Source organism: Streptomyces anulatus (assembly GCF_000721175.1).
In the GTDB taxonomy this organism is placed as follows: domain Bacteria; phylum Actinomycetota; class Actinomycetes; order Streptomycetales; family Streptomycetaceae; genus Streptomyces; species Streptomyces anulatus_C.
Window position 1 is genome coordinate 31015 of sequence record NZ_JOEZ01000023.1, and the last position, 21690, is coordinate 52704.

Genomic DNA, 21690 nt, shown 5'->3' on the forward strand with positions numbered 1-21690 from the left:
GGTGTGAACCGGGGGGCGGGCGGGGTGACCACGACACGACGTGGCCTTGCCGAGAGCGATTCCCCGCAGGGCTCGTGGCCCGCATATGGCTGCTCCAATGACGAGATCGGCTACTGGGGGTAGCAACACATGACGAAGAAGACGCGGGTTCGCGTCGCGCGGATCGCCGCTGGTGCGGTTATCGCCGCGGGTGCCTCGCTGACCGCTGCCGGTGCGGCGCAGGCACTGGAGATCGGCGTCGACACTGGCGTCGCCGACGTCCAGGTTCAGGCGGACATTTTGGGCGACGGCGACCCGGGCGGCGTCGACGCGGGCGCTGACGGTGGTGTAGATGGCGGTGTCGACGGTGGTGTTGACGGTGGCGTAGATGGTGGTGTTGACGGCGGTGTCGACGGTGGTGTTGACGGCGGCGTAGATGGCGGTGTCGACGGTGGTGTTGACGGCGGCGTAGATGGCGGTGTCGACGGCGGTGTCGACGGCGGCGTAGATGGCGGTGTCGACGGCGGCTCGGGCAACAACGGTGGTACCGGCAACAATGGCGGTACCGGCAACAACGGTGGCGGCGACCAGGGCGGGACCAGCGCCTCCGGCGGCACCACCGGTTCCACCGGCGGCGGCTCCGCGACCGGCGGTTCCACCACCGGCGGTTCCACCGGCGGCGGCTCCGCGACCGGCGGTTCCACCGGCGGCGGTTCCACCACCGGCGGTTCCACCACCGGCGGCTCCACCACCGGCGGCTCCGCCACCGGTGGCGACGACGCCGGCACCTGCACCGTCGACCTCGACGGCGCCGAGTGCACCGACAACACCGACACCGACAGCGTCGGCAACAAGCCGGTCGAGCAGAGCAAGGGCAAGGAAGAGCTCGCCGAGACCGGTGCGGCCGAGACGACCTTCCTGGTCATCGGCGCCGCGACGATGATCGCGGGCGGCATCGGCTTCCGCGTCCTGCCGCGCCTCGTCGGCGGCGGTCGCACGGTCGCCTAGGTCCGTAGCGTTCCGTAGCGGCCGTGGTGGACCGTACCGACGCGTAGCGGGCGCAAGCCAGGCCCGTACACGGCACGGCACAGCATGACGAAGGGCCCGGGAGGGCGTACGACGCCTCCCGGGCCCTTCTGCGCGCCCGGACCGCTCAGGCGGCCGTACGCATACGTCTGTCAGCCCCGACGGGGCGAATGCGGGGCGGCCCCAGGGGCCGCGCGGGCCGGATCAGGCCGCTTGGTGCGCCAGCAGCGCGAGTGCGGTCAGCAGCACCACCATCAGGGCGATCAGCATGACCGGGCTCATCCCGGCCAGCGGGCCCTGGCCCTGCTCCTCCAGCATCTGCTGCCGTACGGCACGGCACACACGGCAACGGCCCTCGCTCACGGGCGCCGCGCAGTTCGCGCACACCAGTCGGTCGTAGGTCATGCGCATTCCTCCTCCCGCGCGGCGGAGCCGCTTGCCTGCTTTCTCTCCGCACAACGCTCACGGAAACGCAACCGTTCCCCCCACCACTGTGCCAGCTCGCGGCGATTTCGGCGCGGCCCGCCGGACAAGGTCCGGCACGACCCGTTTCGTTCCGGGGGTCGATCCGCCATAAATCGCCCATTGCCGGACGCCGCCTGCGCGCGTGAGCCCGGTTCGCGTATGGTCACGCTCACCTACTCCCGGCCGACCGTGGTGCATCCGTGATCCGATTCGACAACGTCTCCAAGACCTACCCGAAGCAGACCCGACCGGCTCTGCGCGATGTCTCGCTGGACATCGAGAAGGGTGAGTTCGTCTTCCTGGTGGGGTCCTCCGGCTCCGGCAAGTCGACCTTCATGCGACTGATCCTGCGCGAGGAGCGCGCCAGCACGGGCATGGTCCATGTGCTCGGCAAGGATCTCGCGCGGCTGTCCAACTGGAAGGTGCCGCAGATGCGCCGCCAGCTGGGGACGGTCTTCCAGGACTTCCGCCTGCTGCCCAACAAGACGGTCGCGGAGAACGTGGCCTTCGCGCAGGAGGTCATCGGCAAGCCCCGCGGCGAGATCCGCAAGGCCGTGCCCCAGGTCCTCGACCTCGTCGGCCTCGGCGGCAAGGAGGAGCGGATGCCCGGTGAGCTCTCCGGTGGTGAGCAGCAGCGTGTGGCCATCGCCCGCGCCTTCGTGAACCGCCCCATGCTGCTGATCGCGGACGAGCCGACCGGCAACCTCGACCCGCAGACCTCGGTGGGCATCATGAAGCTGCTGGACCGGATCAACCGGACCGGCACCACCGTGATCATGGCGACCCACGACCAGAACATCGTCGACCAGATGCGCAAGCGCGTCATCGAGCTCGAGCAGGGCCGTCTCGTACGCGACCAGGCACGCGGCGTCTACGGCTACCAGCACTGACCGAAGGGCTCCGGCCCTTCGTGCATTTCGAGCATCGAGTACTGAAAGGACGCCATGCGCGCCCAGTTCGTCCTGTCGGAGATCGGCGTCGGTCTCCGCCGCAACCTCACGATGACCTTCGCGGTCGTGGTCTCCGTCGCCCTCTCGCTCGCCCTGTTCGGCGGTGCGCTGCTGATGCGCGAGCAGGTCAGCACGATGAAGGACTACTGGTACGACAAGGTCAACGTCTCGATCTTCCTCTGCAACAAGAACGACGCCAAGGACATGCCCAAGTGCGCCAAGGGGGCTGTCACCAAGGAGCAGAAGGAGCAGATCGAGACCGATCTGAAGAAGATGGACGCCGTCGAGACGGTCCACTTCGAGACGGTCGACGAGGCGTACAAGCACTACCAGGAGCAGTTCGGCGACTCCCCGATGGCGGGCAACATCACGCCCGACCAGATGCAGGAGTCGTTCCGCGTGAAGCTGGACGACCCGCAGAAGTACAAGGTCGTCGCGACGGCCTTCGCCGGGCGGGACGGGGTGCAGTCCGTCCAGGACCAACGGTCCATCCTGGACAACCTCTTCGAGCTGATGAACGGCATGAACGTCGTCGCGATCTACGTGATGATCCTGATGCTGGTCATCGCACTGATCCTGATCGTCAACACCGTGCGCGTCTCCGCGTTCAGCCGGAGACGTGAAACGGGCATCATGCGCCTCGTGGGAGCCTCCGGCTTCTACATCCAGGCCCCCTTCATCATGGAGGCGGCCGTCGCCGGCCTGATCGGCGGCGTTCTGGCCTGCGCGATGCTGCTCGGCGGCCGGTACTTCCTGATCGACGGCGGCCTCGCGCTCCAGGAGAAGCTGAACCTGATCAACTTCATCGGCTGGGACGCGGTCCTCACCAAGCTTCCGCTGGTGCTCGCGATCGGTCTGCTGATGCCCGCAGTCGCCGCTCTGTTCGCGCTGCGCAAGTACCTGAAGGTGTGACATGTGCCCCCTGGGGCGCACGGGTGATCGCCCGTGCGCCCCAGGGGGCTTGTCCTAGACTCGTCGCCATGCCGGGCTCTGCGCACCGCTTCGGGCCCCGCGGCCTTCGCCGCGGGGCGGCCCTGACATTGGTCTTCGGGTGTGCTCTCGCCACCGCCGCCGCGACCGGTTCGCTGCCGCGGGACCCCGATTCCCGGCCCGGTACGCAGACCCGTGCCGTCTCCTCCACCGTCGCCCCGGTCGACCGCGAGGAGATCGAGGACGCCGCCGCCGAGGCCGAGGCCGACGGGAAGTCCGTGAAGGACGCCGCCGAGGAGGTCGTCAGCCGCAGCGGGGACCGTTGGGGCGCGGTCTACGACGAGCGGGAGTACGAGGAGTTCGAGCAGGCGCTGGACGGTTCCTACACCGGCGTCGGGCTCTCCGCCCGGCGCACCGCGCACGGCGAGGTCACCGTGTCCCGCGTGCAGGCCGGCGGTCCCGCCGACCGGGCCGGCATCCGTACCGGCGACCTGCTGCGCACCCTGGACGGCCGCGCGGTCGGCAAGCGCCCCGTCGCGGAGGTCGTCGCGTTACTGCGCGGTGACGGTACGGGAGCGGCCGAGGGCAGCCGGGTGGAACTCGGTCTGGTCCGGGAGGGCCGGAGCTGGACGAGGACCCTGCGGCGGGCCCGGCTGACCACCGAGGCGGTCACGGTGCGGCGGCTGGGGGCCGAGCCCTCGTCGGCGGTCCTGATCAAGGTCGCCGCCTTCACCAAGGGTGCGGGGGCCGACGTCCGGGACGCGGTCCGGGACGCCCCTGACGGGGCCGGGATACTTCTCGACCTGCGCGCCAACTCCGGCGGACTCGTCGCCGAGGCCGTCGTCGCAGCCTCCGCCTTCCTGGACGGCGGGCTGGTCGCCACGTACGACGTACGCGGGGAGGAGCAGGCCCTGTACGCCGATCCGGGCGGTGACACGGACCGGCCGGTCGTCGTCCTGGTCGACGGCGGCACGATGAGCGCCGCCGAGCTGCTGACCGGCGCCCTCCAGGACCGGGGCCGCGCGGTCACCGTCGGGTCGCCCACCTTCGGCAAGGGCTCCGTGCAGATGCCCAGCGAGCTTCCGGGCGGTTCGGTGGCCGAGCTGACCGTCGGCCACTACCGCACTCCGGCGGGCCGCAACGTCGACGGCAGGGGCATCACCCCCGACCTCCTGGTGCGGGAGAGGGCCCAGCAGCGGGCCGAGACGGTATTGAGTGGCCTCGGGGGTGGGTCGTAGTGCGAAAATGACCGCACTATGGCGAAGGAAAAAGACACCGGGCGCAAGATGGTCGCGCAGAACAAGAAGGCGCGGCACGACTACACGATCCTCGACACCTACGAGTGCGGCCTCGTCCTCATGGGGACGGAGGTCAAGTCCCTGCGCATGGGACGGGCCTCCCTGGTCGACGGCTTCGTCCAGATCGACGACCACGAGGCCTGGCTCCACAACATCCACGTACCCGAGTACGTCCAGGGCACCTGGACCAACCACGCGGCCAAGCGGAAGCGCAAGCTGCTGCTGCACCGGGCCGAGATCGACAAGCTGGAGTCGAAGTCGCAGGAGAGCGGTCACACGATCGTGCCGCTCGCGCTGTACTTCAAGGACGGCCGGGTCAAGGTCGAGATCGCGCTGGCGAAGGGCAAGAAGGAGTACGACAAGCGGCAGACGCTCCGCGAGAAGCAGGACACGCGGGAGACGAACCGCGCCATCTCGGCGGCCCGCCGGCGGCAGCGCAGCGCCTGAGCGGGGCCTGTCCGGGGCCTGTCCGGGCGGGGACGGTGTCCGGGCAGGAATACGGTGGCATCGTCCGGCGTTGGTCACGTACGATGGGCCGTGCACCTCAGCGAAGGTGTGCGATTTGAAAAATCAACATGGGGATGATCGGTTTCGACAGCGGATGTCGAAGCAGGGGAAGCGAGTCGAGGAAGCGGCAATGATCTCGTAAACCATATGTCGCAAACAATAATCGCCAATTCCAAGCGCGATTCCTCCGCCTTCGCCCTCGCTGCCTAATTAGCAGCTAAGCGAAGACTCTGCGGAGTGTCAGCCCGGGGGTGATCCCGACCCGGATCCTGGCATCAACTAGGGATCTAAACTTCTCGGCCCGGCCACGGGGCCGAGAAGGAAACCAAACAGTGGCTGGGCCTGTCGGAGGCTTGTTCGCGTGACCTCCGGGGCCGAGAAAAGCGCAGCGAACTGCACTCGGAGAAGCCCTGGTTCCGCACCGTTGGACGCGGGTTCGATTCCCGCCATCTCCACCACCCCATGTAAGCCTCCGCCCCGCGAGTTCACTCGCGGGGCGGAGGCTTTTTCATGCCAGCACCTCTCCGTCGCCCGGGAGAGTCAGCTTGCCCCGCGACCGGGGCGTGCTGCCGGTGATGCCTCCGGTGAACCGTGGGGCGAAGCCGTTGTCGCCGTCGCCGCGACCGCGACGGCCAGGGCGAGGGCCGCCGCGGACATCGGGGCCGCGTAGCCGGTGGCCGTGCCCGCGTGCTCCACGAGCCAGCCGCCGGCCGCCGCTCCGGCCGCGATCCCGCCCAGCAGCGCGGTCACCGAGAGTGTCATGCCCTCGTTCAACTGCTCCGGGCGGGTGGCCCGCTGCACCAGCGTCATGCCCGTGACCATGGTCGGCGCGGTCGCCGCCCCCGCCAGCAGCAGACAGGGCGCCAGGACCGGCAGCGAGGCCGACCCGGCGGCGGCCAGCAGCGGGAGGGACATCAGCGCCGTCATCGCGGCCAGGCACAGCAGCAGCCTGCGGCGCACGTCCCGGGCGGGACGCAGCGAACCGTAGACCAGGCCCGCCGCGCACGACCCCGCCGCCTGGAGCGCCAGGATCGCGCCCCCGGCGTGCGCGATGGAGACCACCTCCAGCGCCCCGAACACCGCCCCCGTGGCGAGGAAGACCGCCAGCAGTGCGGGCACCCCCGGTGTGCGCAGGGGCGACGCCACGGTCCTCGTACCAAGCGTGACGGGCGGCTCCGTGGCGCGCTGGGCGGCGAAGATCAGGACGCCGGTCATCAGGAGCACCGCCCCCACCACCGTGCCCGCCTCCGGGAACAGCGCCCCGCAGAGCGTCGCGGCCAGTACCGGGCCCAGCATGAAGCACAGCTCGTCGGCGGCCTGCTCGAAGGAGTTCGCGGTGTGCAGGGCCGCCGGATCGCCCCGGTGCAGATGCGCCCAGCGGGCCCGCGACATCCCGCCGGTGTTCGGGGTCGTCGCGGTCGCGGCGTACGCGGCGAACAGCGTCCAGGCCGGGGCGTCGTGGCGCACGCACAGCACCAGGGCCAGCGAGCCCAGCACGGCGAGCGCGGTGGCCGGCACGGCGACCCGCGCCTGCCCGAAGCGGTCGACGAGCCGGGCGGTGAAGGGCGCGACGACCGCCGTGGCGGCCAGACCGGTAGCGGTGACGGCCCCGGCCAGGGCGTACGAACCCCGGGATCCGGCGATCATGATGATCGCGCTGACGCCGAGCATCCCCATCGGCAGCCGGGCGATCAGATTGCCCGCCGTGAACGCCCGGGCCCCGGGCGTGGCCAGCAGCCGGAGGTACGGGTTCGAGGACCGCCGTGGCCCGGTGCTCCCGGGCGCGGAGCGCGGGGCGGCGGCCAACTGGCCGCCGGCGACGGCGAACAGGGGAGTGGAGGAGTGCGCGGGCGGATCGGCCCGGACGGGGCGGGCGGACGGGACCGGGCGGGTCGGGGCGGCAGGGCGCGACGGGACCGCCGGGATCGGGCCGGCAGGCCGGGTCGGGTCGGCAGGGTGGGACGGGACGGCCCGGGGCGCGGTCTCCGGGCGGGCGGCTGGGGATATCGGCATACGGCAAGGCTCGCCGTGCCCCGCCGCCCGGGTCCAACACCTACTCCGCACCGATTCACGCGACCGTGTTGTGAATGGGGCCCGGCGCGGTAGATTCGCGCCGTGCCTCCCGCCGACACCGACCCCCGTCTCCTGCGCGCCTTCCTCGCCGTCGCCGACGAACTGCACTTCACCCGGGCCGCTGCCCGCCTCTTCGTCGCGCAGCAGGCGTTGAGCCGGGACGTCCGGCGGCTGGAGCGGGAGCTCGGCGCGGAGCTGTTCGTCCGCACGACCCGGCAGGTCACGCTCACCCCGGACGGCGAACGCCTGCTGCCGTACGCCCGCCGGGTGCTCGACGCGCACGCCGAACTGACCGGGGCGTTCAGCGGGGCGCCTGCCCGGCCGCTGCTCGTCGACCTGAACAGCGACGGGACGACCGCCGCCCGGGTGCTGGCACGGGCCCGCGAGCTGCTGCCGGAGTGCGAGCTGATGGCCCGCTTCGAGTCCGGGCTCACCTGGGCCGCCGCCGAGATCCTGGCCGGCCGGCTCGACGCCTCCTTCGGCCGGGCCGCCGGACTGGCCCCCGCGGTGCGCGCGGGTCTTTCCGTGCACCCCGTGCGGTACGAGCCGATGGCCCTGATGCTGCCCGTCTCTCATCCTCTCGCCGCGCGGGAGGTCGTCGCCCTGGCCGAGCTGGCCGGCGAGACCGTCTACGCGGGGGCCGGCAACGAGCGGACACGGGAGTGGACCGACCTCGCCGCATCGCTGTTCGCCGAGTGGGGCATCGCCATGGCCCCACCCGTTCCGCTCGCCGTGGGTGTGGCCGAATTTCAGCGGGTCATGTCGAAGGGGGGGCACCCCGTGCTCGCCGTCGTCGACTTCCCGCCGCTGCCCGGAACGGTGCTGCGCCCGCTCGTCGATCCGGTTCCGCTTTCGCCGCTGGCGCTGGTCTGGCGCAAAGGTCTGAACCACCCGGGCGTAGACGCGCTGCGGAACGCTACCGACCAGTTGGCCCTTGCCGATGGGTGGCTGGTCCCGCCGTCCGGATGCTGGCTTCCCGAGGGTGATCTGTCACTGATGCGCAACCGTTCCTGATCAACTCCGTTCAGCGGCACTTGGGCGTCAACACCGTGCGCTATGTTCTTCGTCCGGGTGCATGGGCGTCAGGTTCACGGACGGGTGGGGGCCAGTCCAACAGTAAAGAACCAGTCAAATTCGGTGTGCCCGATTCTTTGAGTGGGGGATGGGGCTTCAGCTGTGGACAATTGGCGCGAAGACAAGAGAACCGGGCATACGCATGAGCCCAACGACGCGACGATCCAGCTCGACGGGCTGGGCCGTCAGCTCGCCGAACTGCCCGGCGAGCCCGCCCCGCCGGACGGCTCCGACGGCCCCGTCTTCGTCGACGAGAGCGGCCGCCGCAGCAAGACCTTCCGACGTCTCGGCTGGGTGCTGGCCACGGTCTGCGCCGCCTACGCCGTGACGCTGGTCTTCGCCGTCCTCGGCGGCAACTCCAGCGCCCCGTGGCTGCCCCTGGCCGAGCCCAAGGAGGAGGCGCAGGCGGAGCAGGTCGAGGAGGTCCCCGCACCCAGCGAGGCCGCCGGGGACCCGTCCGGCGACGCCCCGGAGCCGGGGCCCGGCGTCTCCGGTTCCGCGGCGCCCGACGCGTCCGGCGAGCCCGGCGGCGCGACCCCGTCGGCCCCCTCCGTGCTGGTGCCCGCCGGATCGACGGGCAGCCCCTCCGCGTCCACGTCGGCCGTTCCGCCCGGCACCACCGGCGGCGGCGCGGGCGGGGCCACGGAACCGGCCCCCACGACCTCGACCGCCAAACCGCCGGCCGACCCCCCGCCGCCGCCCCCCGAGCCGGAGCCGTCCGATCCGACGACACCTCCCGCCGAGACTCCCGATCCGCCGGTGCAAGAAGAGAGCGCCCCGTAGATGAACACCCCCGCCACGCGGGGCAGGAACGGCAGATCGAGGAAAGCGCCACGCGGCCGGAGCCGGTTCAGGCTCCCCATGCGCTACCTCCTGCCGACGACGTTCCTCGTCGCCCTGCTCGCGATGCTGATGCTGCGCGGATACGTGCACAGCGAGATCCTCGCCGACCACCGGGTCCGCGACGCCGACCGGAACACCCAGGTGCCGAAGGACGTCCGCTCCGGCGGGCCCGTCATCGACGCCCGCTCCGGTGACGCGAAGACCCTGCGCATACCCGACCGCCGGATCGTCCTGACCTTCGACGACGGACCCGACCCGGTGTGGACGCCCAAGGTGCTCGACAAGCTGAAGGAGCACGACGCCCACGGCGTCTTCTTCGTCGCCGGCAACATGGCCGCCCGCTACCCCGGCCTGGTCGAGCGGATGGTCGCCGAGGGCCACGAGATCGGCCTGCACACCTTCAACCACCCCGACCTCTCCTACCAGTCCGACGAGCGCATCGACTGGGAGCTGTCCCAGAACCAGCTGGCGCTGGCGGGCGCGGCCGGCATCCGCACCTCGATCTTCCGGCCGCCGTACTCCTCCTTCTCGTACGCCATGGACAACAAGTCCTGGCCGGTCACGGAGTACGTCGGCAGCCGCGGCTACCTCACCGTCGTCAACGACACCGACAGCGAGGACTGGAAGCGCCCCGGCGTCCGCGCCATCGTCGAGCGGGCCACGCCGAAGGACGGCAAGGGCGCCATCATCCTGTTGCACGACTCCGGCGGCGACCGCTCGCAGACCGTCGCCGCGCTCGACACCCTGCTGCCCGACCTCAAGGAGCAGGGCTACACCTTCACCCGTCTCACCACGGCCCTCGACGCCCCCAGCGCGCACACCCCGGTCACCGGGTTCGCGCTGTGGAAGGGCAAGGCCTTCGTCTCCGCCGTCGCCGTGTCCGAGCGGATCACCGGCGTCCTGGTCGTCGGGCTCGCCGTCATCGGCGTCCTGGTCCTGGCCCGCTTCGGGCTGATGCTGCTGCTGTCGTTCCTGCACGCCCGCAAGGTCCGCCGCAGGAACTTCAGCTGGGGCGCGCCCGTCACCCGCCCGGTCTCCGTCCTCGTCCCCGCGTACAACGAACGCGAGTGCATCGAGGCCACCGTGCGCTCCCTGGCCGCCAGTGAGCACAGAATCGAGATCATCGTCATCGACGACGGCTCCACCGACGGCACCGCCGACCTCGTCGAGGCGATGCGGCTGCCCCGCGTACGGGTCGTGCGCCAGCGGAACGCGGGCAAACCCGCCGCCCTCAACAACGGCATCCGGCACGCCCGTTACGACATCGTCGTGATGATGGACGGCGACACCGTCTTCGAACCCGCCACCGTCCGCGAGCTGGTCCAGCCCTTCGGTGACCCCCGGGTCGGAGCCGTCGCGGGCAACGCCAAGGTCGGCAACCGCGACTCCCTCATCGGCGCCTGGCAGCACATCGAGTACGTGATGGGCTTCAACCTGGACCGCCGGATGTACGACGTGCTCGGCTGCATGCCCACCATCCCCGGGGCCGTCGGGGCGTTCCGCCGCGAGGCCCTGGAGCGGGTCGGCGGCATGAGCGAGGACACCCTCGCCGAGGACACCGACGTCACCATGGCCCTGCACCGGGACGGCTGGCGCGTGGTCTACACGGAGAACGCCCGCGCCTGGACCGAGGCCCCGGAATCCGTGCAGCAGCTGTGGTCGCAGCGCTACCGGTGGTCGTACGGCACCATGCAGGCCATCTGGAAGCACCGCCGCGCGGTGATCGAACGCGGGCCCTCGGGCCGCTTCGGACGGGTCGGGCTGCCGTTCGTCTCCCTCTTCATGGTCGTAGCCCCGCTCCTCGCACCCCTGATCGACGTGTTCCTGCTGTACGGGCTGGTCTTCGGCCCGACCGCCAAGACCGTCGCCGCCTGGTTCGGCGTCCTGGTGGTCCAGGCGGTGTGCGCCGCGTACGCGTTCCGGCTGGACAAGGAGCGCATGGTGCACCTGATCTCGCTGCCGCTCCAGCAGATCCTCTACCGCCAGCTCATGTACGTCGTGCTGCTCCAGTCCTGGATCACCGCGCTCACCGGCGGCCGGCTGCGCTGGCAGAAGCTGCGCCGCACCGGCGCGGTGGAGGCCCCCGGCGGCAGCTCCGTCCAGCGCCCGCAACAGGCCCCCGACACCGGGCCGGTCAGCGGCGGCAGCGCGGACCGGAGGCCCTTCGTATGACCGCCCCGCCCGTGCCGAGGGCCCTCTCCACGGACCACGCGGCCCCGCCGCGACCCGTGGTGCGCGTCAAGCCCGTCCGCGACCGGTACTTCGACCTGCTGCGGGCCCTCGCCCTCTTCCGGGTCGTCCTCTACCACCTGACCGGATGGGCCTGGCTGCCCATCGTCTTCCCCTCCATGGGCGTGATGTTCGCGCTGGCCGGGACGCTGATGGCCCGCTCGCTGGAGCGGCCCGCCGTCCAGGTGATCCGGGGCCGCGTCCGCCGGCTCCTGCCGCCGCTGTGGCTGCTCGGCGCGATCGGCGTCACCGGCATGCTCGCCCAGGGCTGGGGCCCGGACGCCGAGGGCCACCCCGGCTGGTGGTGGCAGCACCTCCTGTACTGGGTGCTGCCGCTCAGCGATCCACCGTACGCGTACGACGTGGCGGGCATCGACGGAATCCTCGGGGCGAGCTGGCCCGAGGAGCTGGCAGGGCCGCTCTGGTACATCCGGGCCTACCTGTGGTTCGTGCTGTTCTCCCCGCTGATCCTGCGCGGCCTGCGCCGGCTGCCCTGGCCCACGCTGCTCGCCCCGCTCGCACTCGCCGTCGTCATGCGCCTGGAGCTGTTCTCCACCACCGACCGCCTCGACTCCGCGATCACCGACTTCTCCACCTTCGGCGCCTGCTGGGTCCTCGGCATGGCCCACCAGGAAGGCGTCCTGAGACGGCTGCCCGCCTACACCGTGCCGTCGATCGCCCCGCTCTTCGCGGGCGCGGGCCTGTGGTGGGCGAGCCACGAGGGCTTCCGCAGCGGCTTCGACCTGGACTCCATCCCGCTCGCCCAGGCCCTGTGGTCCTTCGGCTGCGTCCTGCTCCTGCTGCACTACAGCCCGTCCTGGACCGAGTGGCCCAGGCGGCTGCGGGCCCTCGACCGGCCGGTCACCCTGCTCAACTCGCGGGCCGTGACCGTCTACCTCTGGCACAACGTCTGCATTCTGACCGCCGCCACGCTCTACGACCGGCTCTGGTCGGTGGACGCGCTGAGCGAGAACGTGCCCTGGCTGCTGGAGAGCTGGGTGCCCGTGCTGCTGATCACCTGGGCCCTCATCGCGCTCTGCGTCCTCGTCTTCGGCTGGGCCGAGGACGTCGCCGCGAAGCGCCGGCCGCAGCTCTGGCCGGACGGCAGGGGGTAGCGGGCACCGCATCTCACCGGACCGCCCCCGGCCCGGTGAGAGCAAGGTTGCGCACCGGTCACCTCGCGGCACCACGCCGAAACGCGGGCTCCCTAGCGTCGGGGACAACACCCCGACCCCCTGTGGAGGCGCGTGATGGCAGGCCGTTGGATCGAGACCTGGGAGCCGGAGGACGAGACGTTCTGGCGGGAGAAGGGCGAACGCGTCGCCCGCCGCAACCTGTGGTTCTCCGTGCTCTCCGAGCACATCGGATTCTCCATCTGGACCCTCTGGTCGGTGATGGTCCTGTTCATGGGACCGGAGTACGGCATCGACCCGGCCGGGAAGTTCTTCCTCATCTCGACCGCCACCCTCGTCGGCGCGCTGGTGCGGGTGCCGTACACCTTCGCCGTCGCCCGGTTCGGCGGCCGCAACTGGACGGTCTTCAGCGCGGTGAGCCTGCTCGTCCCGACCCTGGCCGCCTTCTGGGTGATGGAGCCCGGCACGTCGTACGCCACCTTCGTCGCGGTCGCGGCGCTCACCGGGATCGGCGGCGGCAACTTCGCCTCGTCGATGACCAACATCAACGCCTTCTTCCCGCTGCGCAGGAAGGGCTGGGCGCTCGGTCTGAACGCGGGCGGCGGCAACGTCGGCGTCCCCGTCGTCCAGCTCATCGGCCTGCTCGTCATCGGCACGCTGGGGGCCTCGCACCCCCGGATCGTCCTCGGCGTGTACATCCCGCTGATCGTCCTGGCCGCCGTGTGCGCCGCCCTGTACATGGACAACCTCCGGCCCGTGAAGAACGACACCGGTGCCGCGCTGGAGGCCGTCCGCGACCCGCACACCTGGATCATGTCGGTCCTCTACATCGGCACCTTCGGCTCGTTCATCGGCTACAGCTTCGCCTTCGGCCTGGTGCTCCAGACCCAGTTCGGCCGGACCCCGCTCCAGGCCGCGTCGCTCACCTTCATCGGCCCGCTGCTGGGCTCCCTGATCCGGCCCGTCGGAGGCCGGCTCGCCGACCGGTACGGCGGTGCGCGCATCACCCTGGCCACCTTCGCCGCGATGGCAGCCGCCACCGGCGTCGTCATCCAGGCCTCGGGGAACGCCTCGCTGCCCGTCTTCCTCACCGGCTTCACCGCCCTGTTCGTCCTGACAGGCCTCGGCAACGGATCGACGTACAAGATGATCCCCGGCATCTTCCACGCCAAGGCCCTCGCCCGGGGGCTCGACGGGGAGGCGGCCGCCGCCCACGGACGGCGGCTCTCCGGCGCGGCCATGGGCCTCATCGGGGCCGTCGGCGCGCTCGGCGGCCTGGCCATCAACCTCGCCTTCCGCCAGTCCTTCCAGGCCGCCGGAACCGGAACCGCGGCGTTCTGGTCCTTCCTCGCCTTCTACGGTGTGTGCTTCACCCTCACCTGGGCGGTATACCTTCGCCGCCCCGCACCCGCGCCCGCCCGGGCCCAGCTCGGCTACGCGGAGGTGTAGGGAGGGGCCACGGGACGACACCCCGGCGTCGTGTGACGTAACGGCCGGGAAATACGGGGGAACCGAGCCTGTCACGCACTGTTGGCAGGCTCGGGCCTCCGCACATCGCGTACCAGCGGGAACACGGGAACCGGGGAACACGCCATGCAGGACGACGACACAACGCACGGCCCCCTCGCGGGCTTCACCGTCGGGGTGACCGCCGCCCGTCGCGCCGAGGAGCTCGGCACCCTCCTCAGACGCCGCGGGGCCAGCGTCCTGCACGCCCCCGCCCTGCGGATCGTGCAGCTCGCCGACGACAGCGAACTCCTCGACGCCACCAAGGAACTGATCGGCCACGCCCCCGACATCGCGGTCGCCACCACCGCGATCGGTTTCCGCGGCTGGATCGAGGCGGCCGACGGCTGGGGCATCGGCGACGCCCTCCTGAAGACGCTGAGCGGGGTCGAACTCCTCGCCCGGGGCCCCAAGGTCAAGGGCGCCATCCGGGCCGCCGGGCTCACCGAGGCCTGGTCGCCCGGGTCCGAATCGATGGCCGAGGTCCTCGACCGGCTCCTCGCCGAAGGCGTCGACGGCCGCCGCGTCGCCCTCCAGCTGCACGGCGAACCGCTGCCCGGCTTCGTCGAGTCCCTGACGGCCGCGGGCGCCGACGTCGTCGTCGTCCCCGTCTACCGTTGGATGCCGCCGCAGGACATCGCCCCGCTCGACCGGATGCTCGACGTCACCGCCGCCCGGGGCCTGGACGCGGTCACCTTCACCAGCGCCCCCGCCGCCGCCTCGTTCCTGGGCCGCGCCGAGACCCGCGGACTGCTCCCCGAAGTCCTCGGCGCCCTGCGCGACGACGTGCTGGTCGCCTGCGTCGGACCGGTCACCGCGCTCCCGCTCCAGGCCCGGGGCATCACGACCCTCCAGCCGGAACGCTTCCGGCTCGGCCCCCTCGTCCAGCTCATGTGCGCCCACCTCCCGTCCGCCGCCCGCGTCCTGCCCGTCGCAGGCCACCGCGTCGAGATCCGGGGCCACGCCGTCCTCGTCGACGACGAACTGCGCGCGGTGCCGCCCGCCGGCATGGCCCTCCTGCACGCGCTGGCCCGCCGCCCCGGCTGGGTGGTTTCCCGCGCCGACCTGCTGCGGGCGCTGCCCGGCAGCGGCACCGACGAGCACGCGGTGGAGACGGCGATGGCCCGGCTGCGCACGGCGCTGGGCGTGCCCCTGCTGATCCAGACGGTCGTCAAGCGCGGCTACCGGCTGGCGCTGGACCCGTCGGCGGACACGAAGTACGGCCGCTGAGCGGCGTACGGGGAGGACCGCACGCACACGCCCGCCATCGCCGGGCCCGTGGGCAGCAGCCGGGGAGCCCCCGGTTAGCGTGACCGGATGACCAGTCACCCCCTCCGCATCGCTCCGGACGTGGCCTTCCGCCACGCCGAGATCACCGACGCGCCCTCCTTCGCCGCGGCCCTCACGCGCAACCGCGCGTACATGCGCCGCTGGGAACCCGTACGCCCCGAACTCTTCTACAGCGTCGAGGGCCAGGCCGCCCGGCTCACCGCGTTGCTGGCCGACCGGGACGCCGGGCGGGCCATGCCCTGGGTGCTCGCGGACGCCGACGACCGGGTGATCGGAGCGTTCACCCTCTCCGGCGTCGAGCGGGGCCCCTACCGCAACGCCCGCCTCGGCTACTGGGTCGACGCGGAGCACGCCGGGCGCGGACTGGCCACCGCCGCCGTCGGCGCGGTCTGCGAAGCGGCCCGCGACCGGCTGGGCCTGCACCGCGTCGAGGCGGCGACCGTCACCGACAACACCCCTTCCCAACGGGTGCTCGCCAAGGCCGGGTTCGAGCGGATCGGCACGGCCCCCGGCTATCTGCACATCAGCGGCCGCTGGCGGGACCACCACCTGTTCCAGCGGCTTCTGCACGATGATCCGCCGGCCGGCTGAGCGTCGCCGCCGAGGGAGCCTCCCGCACATGCACATGGCCGTCCAGCGGATAGTCGGGCGGCAGCGCCGGGATCACCCGCGCCAGCGCGTATCCGCCCTTCTCCGCCACCCGGCAGGAGGCCTCGTTGTCCACCTGGTGCATCAACTCCAGCCTGGTCAGGCCCTGTTCGGCGAACTCCGCGAACGCCCACTCGGACAGTGCCGTCAGCGCCCGTGACGCCACGCCCCGGCCGCGCGCCGCGGCCGTCGTCCAATAGCCCACCTCCGCACAGTCGTTCCGCGGATCCGGCCGCTTCAGCGCGATGTTGCCGAGTGGTTCGCCGACCCGCCCTTCGTCCGTCGTGGCTTCCGTCACGGCGAAGGCGAAGCGGGTGCCCGTCGCCCACCCCCTGCGCTGCGCCTCCAGCCAGGCGGCGGCCCCGTCCGCTCCGGAGACCTGGGTGGCCAGCCACCGCCGCATCGCCGGATCCTCGTACGCCTCCAGCAGCGCCGGCAGGTCCTCCTCGCGCCACCGGCGCAGCCGCAGCCCACCGGAGCCGATCACGACGCTCCCGTCGCGGTGGTCCATGAGTGTCTCCCCCTCGTGATCCATGGCCGCCACGGTACGCGGGCGGGGCCCGCACCCCGCGCGGCGGCAGGGGTTCCGGGCGGGCCCCGACAGGGGCACTCTGGGGGTGGCCGTTCCACCGGTGACCAAGGCGGTGACAGGAGCATGGCAGCGGGCAGGAGTACGCGCATGTGGCGGTTCGACGCGGGCCGGATCTGCCTCGATCTGGCGGCCACGGAACGTGCGGGCGGGGTGCCCGGTACCTGCGAACAGCTCGACGGGCCCGCGCACCTGGCCCAGTGGCTGACCGACGCCGGGCTCGTCCCGCCGGGCACCGTGCTGCCGGCCCTGGACGACACCTGGGTGGCCCGCTTCCACGAACTGCGCTCCGCGATCAGCCGCCTGATGGCGGCTCAGCTCGGCGGACCCGTGGCCGACGGCGCGCTGGCGCGGATCAACTCCCTTGCGTCCGGGGCGCCTCCGGGGCCCCGCGCGGTGCGCGGAGCCGACGGCGATCTGGTGCGGGCCCTGAGCGCCGTGCCCGACTGCGCGGGGCTCCTCGCCGCCGTCGCCCGGGACGCGGTGGACCTGCTCACCGACCCGGTCGCGCGGGCGGCCCTGCGCCGCTGCCAGGGCGAGGCCTGCCACCGGCTCTACCTGGACACCTCGCGCGGCGGGCGGCGCCGCTGGTGCTCCGGCGAGGTCTGCGGCAACCGCGAACGGGTCGCCCGGCACCGGCGCAGGACCCTGGGCGCACCCGATGTGGGCGGTCCGGAGAAAGAAATTCCGCCCGGCGTTGAATGAACCGGCCCCCACCCCCGTATCGATGGTCGAAGAGCTCGTTTCAGAGGTCTCGACCGGGAGGTTCGGGTGCGCAAGGATGCGGCCGTGGCCGATGACCGTCCGCACAGGGCACGACATCGCAGTGAGCCGCCCCCGTCACCCTCCGGGATACCGGACGAGGAACTGATGCGGGCGCTGTACCGCGAACATGCCGGGCCGCTGCTCGCGTACGTGCTCCGACTCGTGGCGGGCGACCGCCAGCGGGCCGAGGACGTGGTGCAGGAGACGCTCATCCGTGCCTGGAAGAACGCCGGCCGGCTCAACCGGGCCACCGGCTCCGTCCGACCCTGGCTGGTGACGGTCGCCCGGCGCATCGTCATCGACAACCACCGCAGCCGGCAGGCCCGGCCGCGCGAGGTCGATCCGTCGCCGCTGGAGGTCATTCCCGCGGAGGACGAGATCGACAAGGCGCTGTGGCTGATGACGCTCTCGGACGCGCTCGAAGATTTGACCCCCGCGCACCGGGAAGCATTGGTCGAGACCTACTTCAAGGGACGTACGGTCAATGAGGCCGCCGAAGTGCTCGGCGTCCCCAGCGGGACCGTGCGGTCCCGGGTGTTCTACGCACTGCGTTCGATGAAGCTCGCACTCGAAGAGAGGGGGATCACGGCATGAGCGACCAGCAGTGGCAGCCGTGGGGGCCCCGGCCTCCCGGCCACCACACGCCGTCCGGTCCCTCAAGTACCCCGTATGCCGCGGGTCCTGCACACCCCTCAGGGCCCGCGCACCACTCCGGCCCCGGGCACCCCGGCGGCCCCTCCGGCCGGGGCGAGCCGTTCGGGGTGCCTCCCGAAGGGCCCGAGCACGACGCGGCAGCCGCGTACGTCCTCGGCATCCTCGACGACGCCCAGGCGAGCGCCTTCGAGACCCATCTCGCGGGCTGCGCCCGGTGCGCCGCGCATCTCGACGAGTTCGCGACGATGGAGCCCATGCTCGCCATGCTCTCCGAGGCGCCCGCCGCCGCGCCCGGTGCCCGTCCCGTACCGCACGTTCCCGAGCGGCCCGCGCCCCGGCTGCTCGGCGGGCTGATGGACGAGGTCGCGCGCAAGCGGCACCGCCGCACGCGCCGCAGCCGGTATCTGGTCGCCGCGGCCGCCGCGTTGATCATCGGCGGCCCGGTCGCCGCCTTCGCGGTCACCGCGGGCGACGACCGCGGCGGCGGACCGGTGGCGGCGGGCGATCCGCATCCCACCAGCCCGGCCGAGGACGCCTTCTTCCAGCACATGACGGAGAAGGTCTCCGCGACCGACCCCACCACCCAGGTCGGCGCGACCGTCGGCATGGAGGAGAAGGCCTGGGGCACCCACACGGTCCTGGAGCTGAAGAACGTCAAGGGACCGCAGAAGTGCAATCTGGTCGCCGTCTCCAAGACCGGTGAGGAGGAGGTCGTCACCTCCTGGTCCGTCCCGCGGTGGGGGTACGGCATCGAGGGCGCCACGAACCCGACGGCGAAGTCCCCGCTGTACGTGCACGGCGGGGCGGCGATGGACCGGAAGGACATCGACCGCTTCGAGGTGCGGACCTTCGACGGGGAGCGGCTGGTGGAGATCGGGGCCTGAACCGCGCCCCGCCGGGCCCTCCCGCGCCCCACCCGGTACGACGCGCGATCGGGATGCGGTCGGCAGGTGCGCTCGGGCCCCCCTTCGCATAGGGTTGACGGCTGCCCAGTGCCGTTAAGAAGGGGGCCTCGGTGGCCGCGCAGGATGCCGCTGTCGAATCGCTGCGGGACCGGGAAATCGGTGTCGAGCAGGAGCATCTCGACCGTGTTTATCACCGCCTCGAAGAGAAGATCGACGAGGCGGAATTCCTCATGAACGACGCCGTCAAGCGCGGCCAGGTCGGTACCCCCGGCGCGCTCGCGGAGCGGGACGCCCAGGTGTTCCGGGCGGGGATCCACCTCAACCGGCTGAACAGCGAGTTCGAGGACTTCCTCTTCGGGAGGATCGATCTGCTGCTCGGCAAGGACGGGGAGCGCGGCCCGGACGGCGCGTACACCTCCGTCGAACCCGCCGACGACACCGTCCGGGAGGACGCCACCGCTGACATCGCGGAAACGCTCCACATCGGCCGGATCGGAGTCCTGGACTCCGACTACAGCCCGCTGGTCATCGACTGGCGGGCCCCGGCCGCCGCCCCGTTCTACCGCTCCACCCCGAAGGAGCCGGGCCGCGTCGTACGCCGCCGGGTCATCCGCTCCAAGGGCCGCAAGGTCCTCGGGGTCGAGGACGACCTGATGCGCCCGGAGCTGACGGCGTTCCTGGACGGCGAGAAGCTGCCGGTGGTCGGGGACGGCGCGCTGATGGCGGCGCTCGGTCAGGCCCGCAGCCACACCATGCGGGACATCGTCTCCTCCATCCAGGCCGAACAGGACCTGGTCATCCGGGCCCCCGCCGCCTCCGTCACCGAGGTCACCGGCGGCCCCGGCACCGGCAAGACCGCGGTCGCCCTGCACCGGGCGGCGTACCTGCTCTACCAGGACCGTCGGCGGTACGCGGGCGGCATCCTGGTCGTCTCGCCCACCCCGCTCCTGGTCGCGTACACCGAAGGGGTGCTGCCCTCGCTCGGCGAGGAGGGCCAGGTCGCGATCCGCGCGGTCGGCTCGCTGTCCGAGGCGGCGGGCGTCGAGGGCGCGTACGGGAGGGGCGGCCCGAAGGACCCCGATGAGGGGCGGCGGTCGGGTGACGGGGGGGCGTACGACGAACCGGCGGTGGCCCGGATCAAGGGCTCCTCCCGGATGCTCCACGTGCTGCGCAAGGCCGCCCGGGGCGCGCTGGAACAGGGCCGGCCCGCGGCACCCCGTGAGGAGGCGGGGCAGCTCGCCTTCGGCGAGGAGCCCGAACAAGGCGGTGCCGCGCCGACCCCGAACCGGCTGCGCGTCGTCGCCTTCGGGGCCCGGGTCGAGCTGGAGGCCGACGAACTCCATCGCATCCGGCACAACGCCCTGAGCGGGACCGCCCCGGTCAACCTGTTGCGCCCGCGCGCCCGCAAGCTGCTGCTGGACGCCCTGTGGAACAGGTCCTCCGGACGCGGCCGCTACACCGACCCCCAACTGGTGGCGGAGCTGCGCTCGTCGTTCGACGAGGACGTCTCCACCGAGACCCCGTTCCTGGAGTTCCTCGACGCGTGGTGGCCCGAACTGACACCGCGCCGGGTGCTGGCCGCGATGGCCGACGAACGGCGCCTCGGCCGCTGGTCCCGGCGCATCCTCAACCAGGGTGAGGTGCGCCGCCTGGCCCGGTCGCTGAAGCGTCTCGACGCGGACGGCAGCGGTCCGCTCTCCGTCCACGACGTGGCGCTCCTGGACGAGCTCCAGGCGCTGCTGGGCACCCCGAACCGGCCCCGGCGCAAGCGCGAGGCGGACCCGCTGGACCAGCTCTCGGGTCTGGAGGAGCTGATGCCGCAGCGCGAGGAGACCCAGTGGGAGCGGGCCGAGCGGCTCGCGGCGGAGCGCACCGAGTACGCCCACGTCATCGTCGACGAGGCGCAGGACCTCACCCCGATGCAGTGGCGCATGGTCGGCCGCCGGGGCCGGCACGCCACCTGGACGATCGTCGGCGACCCGGCCCAGTCCTCCTGGTCCGACCCGGACGAGGCGGGCGCCGCCCGGGACGAGGCGCTCGGCTCCCGCCCGCGCCGCCGCTTCACCCTCACCGTCAACTACCGCAACCCGGCGGAGATCGCGGAGCTGGCCGCGAAGGTGCTGGCGCTGGCGATGCCCGGCATGGAGTCCCCGGCGGCGGTCCGTTCGACCGGGGTGGTGCCGCGCTTCGAGCCGGTACGCGGGGGGGACCTCGCCGCAACGGTCCGCGAGGAGGCCGCCAGGCTGCTTGCGGAGGTGGACGGCACGGTCGGCGTGGTCGTCGCGATGAACCGGCGTGCCCAGGCCCGCGAGTGGCTCGCGGAGCTGGGGGAGCGGGTGGTGGCGCTGGGCAGCCTGGAGGCCAAGGGCCTGGAGTACGACGCCACGGTGGTCGTCTCGCCCGCGGAGATCGCGGACGAGTCCCCGGCGGGTCTGCGGGTGCTGTACGTGGCGCTGACCCGGGCGACGCAGCAGCTCACGGTGGTCTCCGGGGAGCGGGACCTGCCGGACGAGGACGGGGTGCCGGACCTGCTGAGGGACTGACGTACAGCCGGGCGGGGAGGGTTTCGCGAGTCAACCCGACGCACGGGAATCACTTCTCGGGGGTGTTTGTTACCTTGGTACTGGCACCGGCTCGATCCAAGCCCCCGGGCCCAACCTTCGTCGCTTCGAGCGACCACTTGCCGCGAGGCGAGCATGGCGGGTCGGTGCCACCTGAGTGAAGAAACGGACAGACCCGCGTCACCTGCTGGTGGCGCGGGTCTGTTCTTGTTCACGAGTCTTGTTCACGGGTCTTTGCACGAGCCCGCTGGGGTTCCGCCGAACG

General features: G+C 72.0%; 19 protein-coding genes and 1 other RNA gene. 17 read left to right on the forward strand and 3 right to left on the reverse strand.

The genetic code is table 11. The features are described from left to right. The first annotated feature begins 129 nt into the window (after window positions 1–129). Window positions 130–987, forward strand: coding sequence for an LPXTG cell wall anchor domain-containing protein (locus IG90_RS0125690; RefSeq protein ID WP_030589140.1), 858 nt, complete (start codon window positions 130–132; stop codon window positions 985–987). Window positions 988–1209: 222 nt separating this feature from the next. Here IG90_RS0125690 and IG90_RS0125695 read toward each other — a convergent pair whose 3' ends face one another. Continuing rightward, window positions 1210–1410 (reverse strand): hypothetical protein, encoded by a 201-nt coding sequence (locus tag IG90_RS0125695; RefSeq protein ID WP_030589144.1) that lies wholly within the window; start codon window positions 1408–1410, stop codon window positions 1210–1212. Between the two features lie 260 nt (window positions 1411–1670). On the opposite strand from IG90_RS0125695, the gene ftsE reads away from it, so the two are divergent. The 5 genes from ftsE (at window position 1671) to ssrA (ending at window position 5613) form a co-directional block, all read left to right on the forward strand. Continuing rightward, window positions 1671–2360 carry a cell division ATP-binding protein FtsE gene (gene ftsE / locus IG90_RS0125700; RefSeq protein WP_003968787.1) on the forward strand — a complete coding sequence of 230 codons (690 nt, stop codon included), beginning with the start codon at window positions 1671–1673 and terminating at the stop codon, window positions 2358–2360. A gap of 54 nt (window positions 2361–2414) precedes the next feature. Next, window positions 2415–3332 (forward strand): permease-like cell division protein FtsX, encoded by a 918-nt coding sequence (ftsX, locus tag IG90_RS0125705; RefSeq protein ID WP_030589147.1) that lies wholly within the window; start codon window positions 2415–2417, stop codon window positions 3330–3332. Window positions 3333–3400: 68 nt separating this feature from the next. Continuing rightward, window positions 3401–4588, forward strand: coding sequence for a S41 family peptidase (locus IG90_RS0125710; protein WP_033894653.1), 1188 nt, complete (start codon window positions 3401–3403; stop codon window positions 4586–4588). Window positions 4589–4606: 18 nt separating this feature from the next. Beyond that, window positions 4607–5095 (forward strand): SsrA-binding protein SmpB, encoded by a 489-nt coding sequence (gene smpB, locus IG90_RS0125715; RefSeq protein WP_030589153.1) that lies wholly within the window; start codon window positions 4607–4609, stop codon window positions 5093–5095. A 130-nt stretch (window positions 5096–5225) separates the two neighbouring features. Further along, window positions 5226–5613, forward strand: a transfer-messenger RNA (tmRNA) gene (gene ssrA / locus IG90_RS41150). An 82-nt stretch (window positions 5614–5695) separates the two neighbouring features. On the opposite strand, the gene IG90_RS0125720 is transcribed toward ssrA, so the two are convergent. After that, window positions 5696–6832, reverse strand: a complete 1137-nt coding sequence (locus IG90_RS0125720; RefSeq protein WP_030589156.1) for an MFS transporter — start codon at window positions 6830–6832, stop codon at window positions 5696–5698. A 438-nt stretch (window positions 6833–7270) separates the two neighbouring features. Here IG90_RS0125720 and IG90_RS0125725 point away from each other — a divergent pair, with 438 nt between their 5' ends. The 7 genes from IG90_RS0125725 (at window position 7271) to IG90_RS0125755 (ending at window position 15894) form a co-directional block, all read left to right on the forward strand. Next, complete coding sequence (locus tag IG90_RS0125725; protein WP_030589159.1) at window positions 7271–8242, forward strand: LysR family transcriptional regulator; 972 nt, start codon at window positions 7271–7273, stop codon at window positions 8240–8242. A 162-nt stretch (window positions 8243–8404) separates the two neighbouring features. Further along, complete coding sequence (locus IG90_RS0125730) at window positions 8405–9085, forward strand: hypothetical protein (protein ID WP_030589162.1); 681 nt, start codon at window positions 8405–8407, stop codon at window positions 9083–9085. After that, a complete protein-coding gene (locus IG90_RS0125735; RefSeq protein ID WP_078585129.1) occupies window positions 9086–11317 on the forward strand; it encodes a bifunctional polysaccharide deacetylase/glycosyltransferase family 2 protein in 2232 nt (743 codons plus the stop codon). Then, the gene (locus IG90_RS0125740) at window positions 11314–12489 is read left to right on the forward strand and encodes an acyltransferase family protein (protein ID WP_030589168.1); all 1176 of its coding nucleotides are present in this window, start codon (window positions 11314–11316) and stop codon (window positions 12487–12489) included. The genes IG90_RS0125735 and IG90_RS0125740 overlap by 4 nt, the downstream gene beginning before the upstream one ends. Before the next feature lie 135 nt (window positions 12490–12624). After that, the gene (locus tag IG90_RS0125745; RefSeq protein ID WP_030589170.1) at window positions 12625–13956 is read left to right on the forward strand and encodes a nitrate/nitrite transporter; all 1332 of its coding nucleotides are present in this window, start codon (window positions 12625–12627) and stop codon (window positions 13954–13956) included. Window positions 13957–14100: 144 nt separating this feature from the next. Next, window positions 14101–15243 (forward strand): uroporphyrinogen-III synthase, encoded by a 1143-nt coding sequence (locus tag IG90_RS0125750; RefSeq protein ID WP_030589172.1) that lies wholly within the window; start codon window positions 14101–14103, stop codon window positions 15241–15243. 87 nt (window positions 15244–15330) lie between these two features. Beyond that, on the forward strand, window positions 15331–15894 hold the full coding sequence (locus IG90_RS0125755) for a GNAT family N-acetyltransferase (RefSeq protein WP_030589174.1): 564 nt from the start codon (window positions 15331–15333) through the stop codon (window positions 15892–15894). On the opposite strand, the gene IG90_RS0125760 is transcribed toward IG90_RS0125755, so the two are convergent. Beyond that, window positions 15827–16462 carry a GNAT family N-acetyltransferase gene (locus IG90_RS0125760; RefSeq protein ID WP_030589176.1) on the reverse strand — a complete coding sequence of 212 codons (636 nt, stop codon included), beginning with the start codon at window positions 16460–16462 and terminating at the stop codon, window positions 15827–15829. The genes IG90_RS0125755 and IG90_RS0125760 overlap by 68 nt on opposite strands. Window positions 16463–16630: 168 nt before the next feature. On the opposite strand from IG90_RS0125760, the gene IG90_RS0125765 reads away from it, so the two are divergent. The 4 genes from IG90_RS0125765 (at window position 16631) to IG90_RS0125780 (ending at window position 21407) form a co-directional block, all read left to right on the forward strand. Next, on the forward strand, window positions 16631–17245 hold the full coding sequence (locus IG90_RS0125765) for a CGNR zinc finger domain-containing protein (RefSeq protein WP_233435862.1): 615 nt from the start codon (window positions 16631–16633) through the stop codon (window positions 17243–17245). A gap of 66 nt (window positions 17246–17311) precedes the next feature. After that, window positions 17312–17899, forward strand: coding sequence for a sigma-70 family RNA polymerase sigma factor (locus tag IG90_RS0125770; RefSeq protein WP_063739458.1), 588 nt, complete (start codon window positions 17312–17314; stop codon window positions 17897–17899). Further along, complete coding sequence (locus IG90_RS0125775; protein ID WP_030589188.1) at window positions 17896–18843, forward strand: anti-sigma factor; 948 nt, start codon at window positions 17896–17898, stop codon at window positions 18841–18843. Before IG90_RS0125770 ends, IG90_RS0125775 begins: the two co-directional genes overlap by 4 nt. 131 nt (window positions 18844–18974) lie before the next feature. Next, entirely contained in the window at window positions 18975–21407 is a 2433-nt protein-coding gene (locus IG90_RS0125780) for a HelD family protein (RefSeq protein ID WP_030589191.1), read from the forward strand. Window positions 21408–21690: the final 283 nt, after the last annotated feature.

Coding starts and splice junctions, on each gene's coding strand:
- IG90_RS0125690 (WP_030589140.1), top strand. CDS start 130: ATGACGAAGAAGACGCGGGTTCGCGTCGCGCGGATCGCCGCTGGTGCG.
- IG90_RS0125695 (WP_030589144.1), bottom strand. CDS start 1,410: ATGACCTACGACCGACTGGTGTGCGCGAACTGCGCGGCGCCCGTGAGC.
- ftsX (WP_030589147.1), top strand. CDS start 2,415: ATGCGCGCCCAGTTCGTCCTGTCGGAGATCGGCGTCGGTCTCCGCCGC.
- IG90_RS0125710 (WP_033894653.1), top strand. CDS start 3,401: ATGCCGGGCTCTGCGCACCGCTTCGGGCCCCGCGGCCTTCGCCGCGGG.
- smpB (WP_030589153.1), top strand. CDS start 4,607: ATGGCGAAGGAAAAAGACACCGGGCGCAAGATGGTCGCGCAGAACAAG.
- IG90_RS0125720 (WP_030589156.1), bottom strand. CDS start 6,832: ATGGGGATGCTCGGCGTCAGCGCGATCATCATGATCGCCGGATCCCGG.
- IG90_RS0125735 (WP_078585129.1), top strand. CDS start 9,086: ATGAACACCCCCGCCACGCGGGGCAGGAACGGCAGATCGAGGAAAGCG.
- IG90_RS0125740 (WP_030589168.1), top strand. CDS start 11,314: ATGACCGCCCCGCCCGTGCCGAGGGCCCTCTCCACGGACCACGCGGCC.
- IG90_RS0125745 (WP_030589170.1), top strand. CDS start 12,625: ATGGCAGGCCGTTGGATCGAGACCTGGGAGCCGGAGGACGAGACGTTC.
- IG90_RS0125750 (WP_030589172.1), top strand. CDS start 14,101: ATGCAGGACGACGACACAACGCACGGCCCCCTCGCGGGCTTCACCGTC.
- IG90_RS0125755 (WP_030589174.1), top strand. CDS start 15,331: ATGACCAGTCACCCCCTCCGCATCGCTCCGGACGTGGCCTTCCGCCAC.
- IG90_RS0125760 (WP_030589176.1), bottom strand. CDS start 16,462: ATGGACCACCGCGACGGGAGCGTCGTGATCGGCTCCGGTGGGCTGCGG.
- IG90_RS0125765 (WP_233435862.1), top strand. CDS start 16,631: ATGTGGCGGTTCGACGCGGGCCGGATCTGCCTCGATCTGGCGGCCACG.
- IG90_RS0125775 (WP_030589188.1), top strand. CDS start 17,896: ATGAGCGACCAGCAGTGGCAGCCGTGGGGGCCCCGGCCTCCCGGCCAC.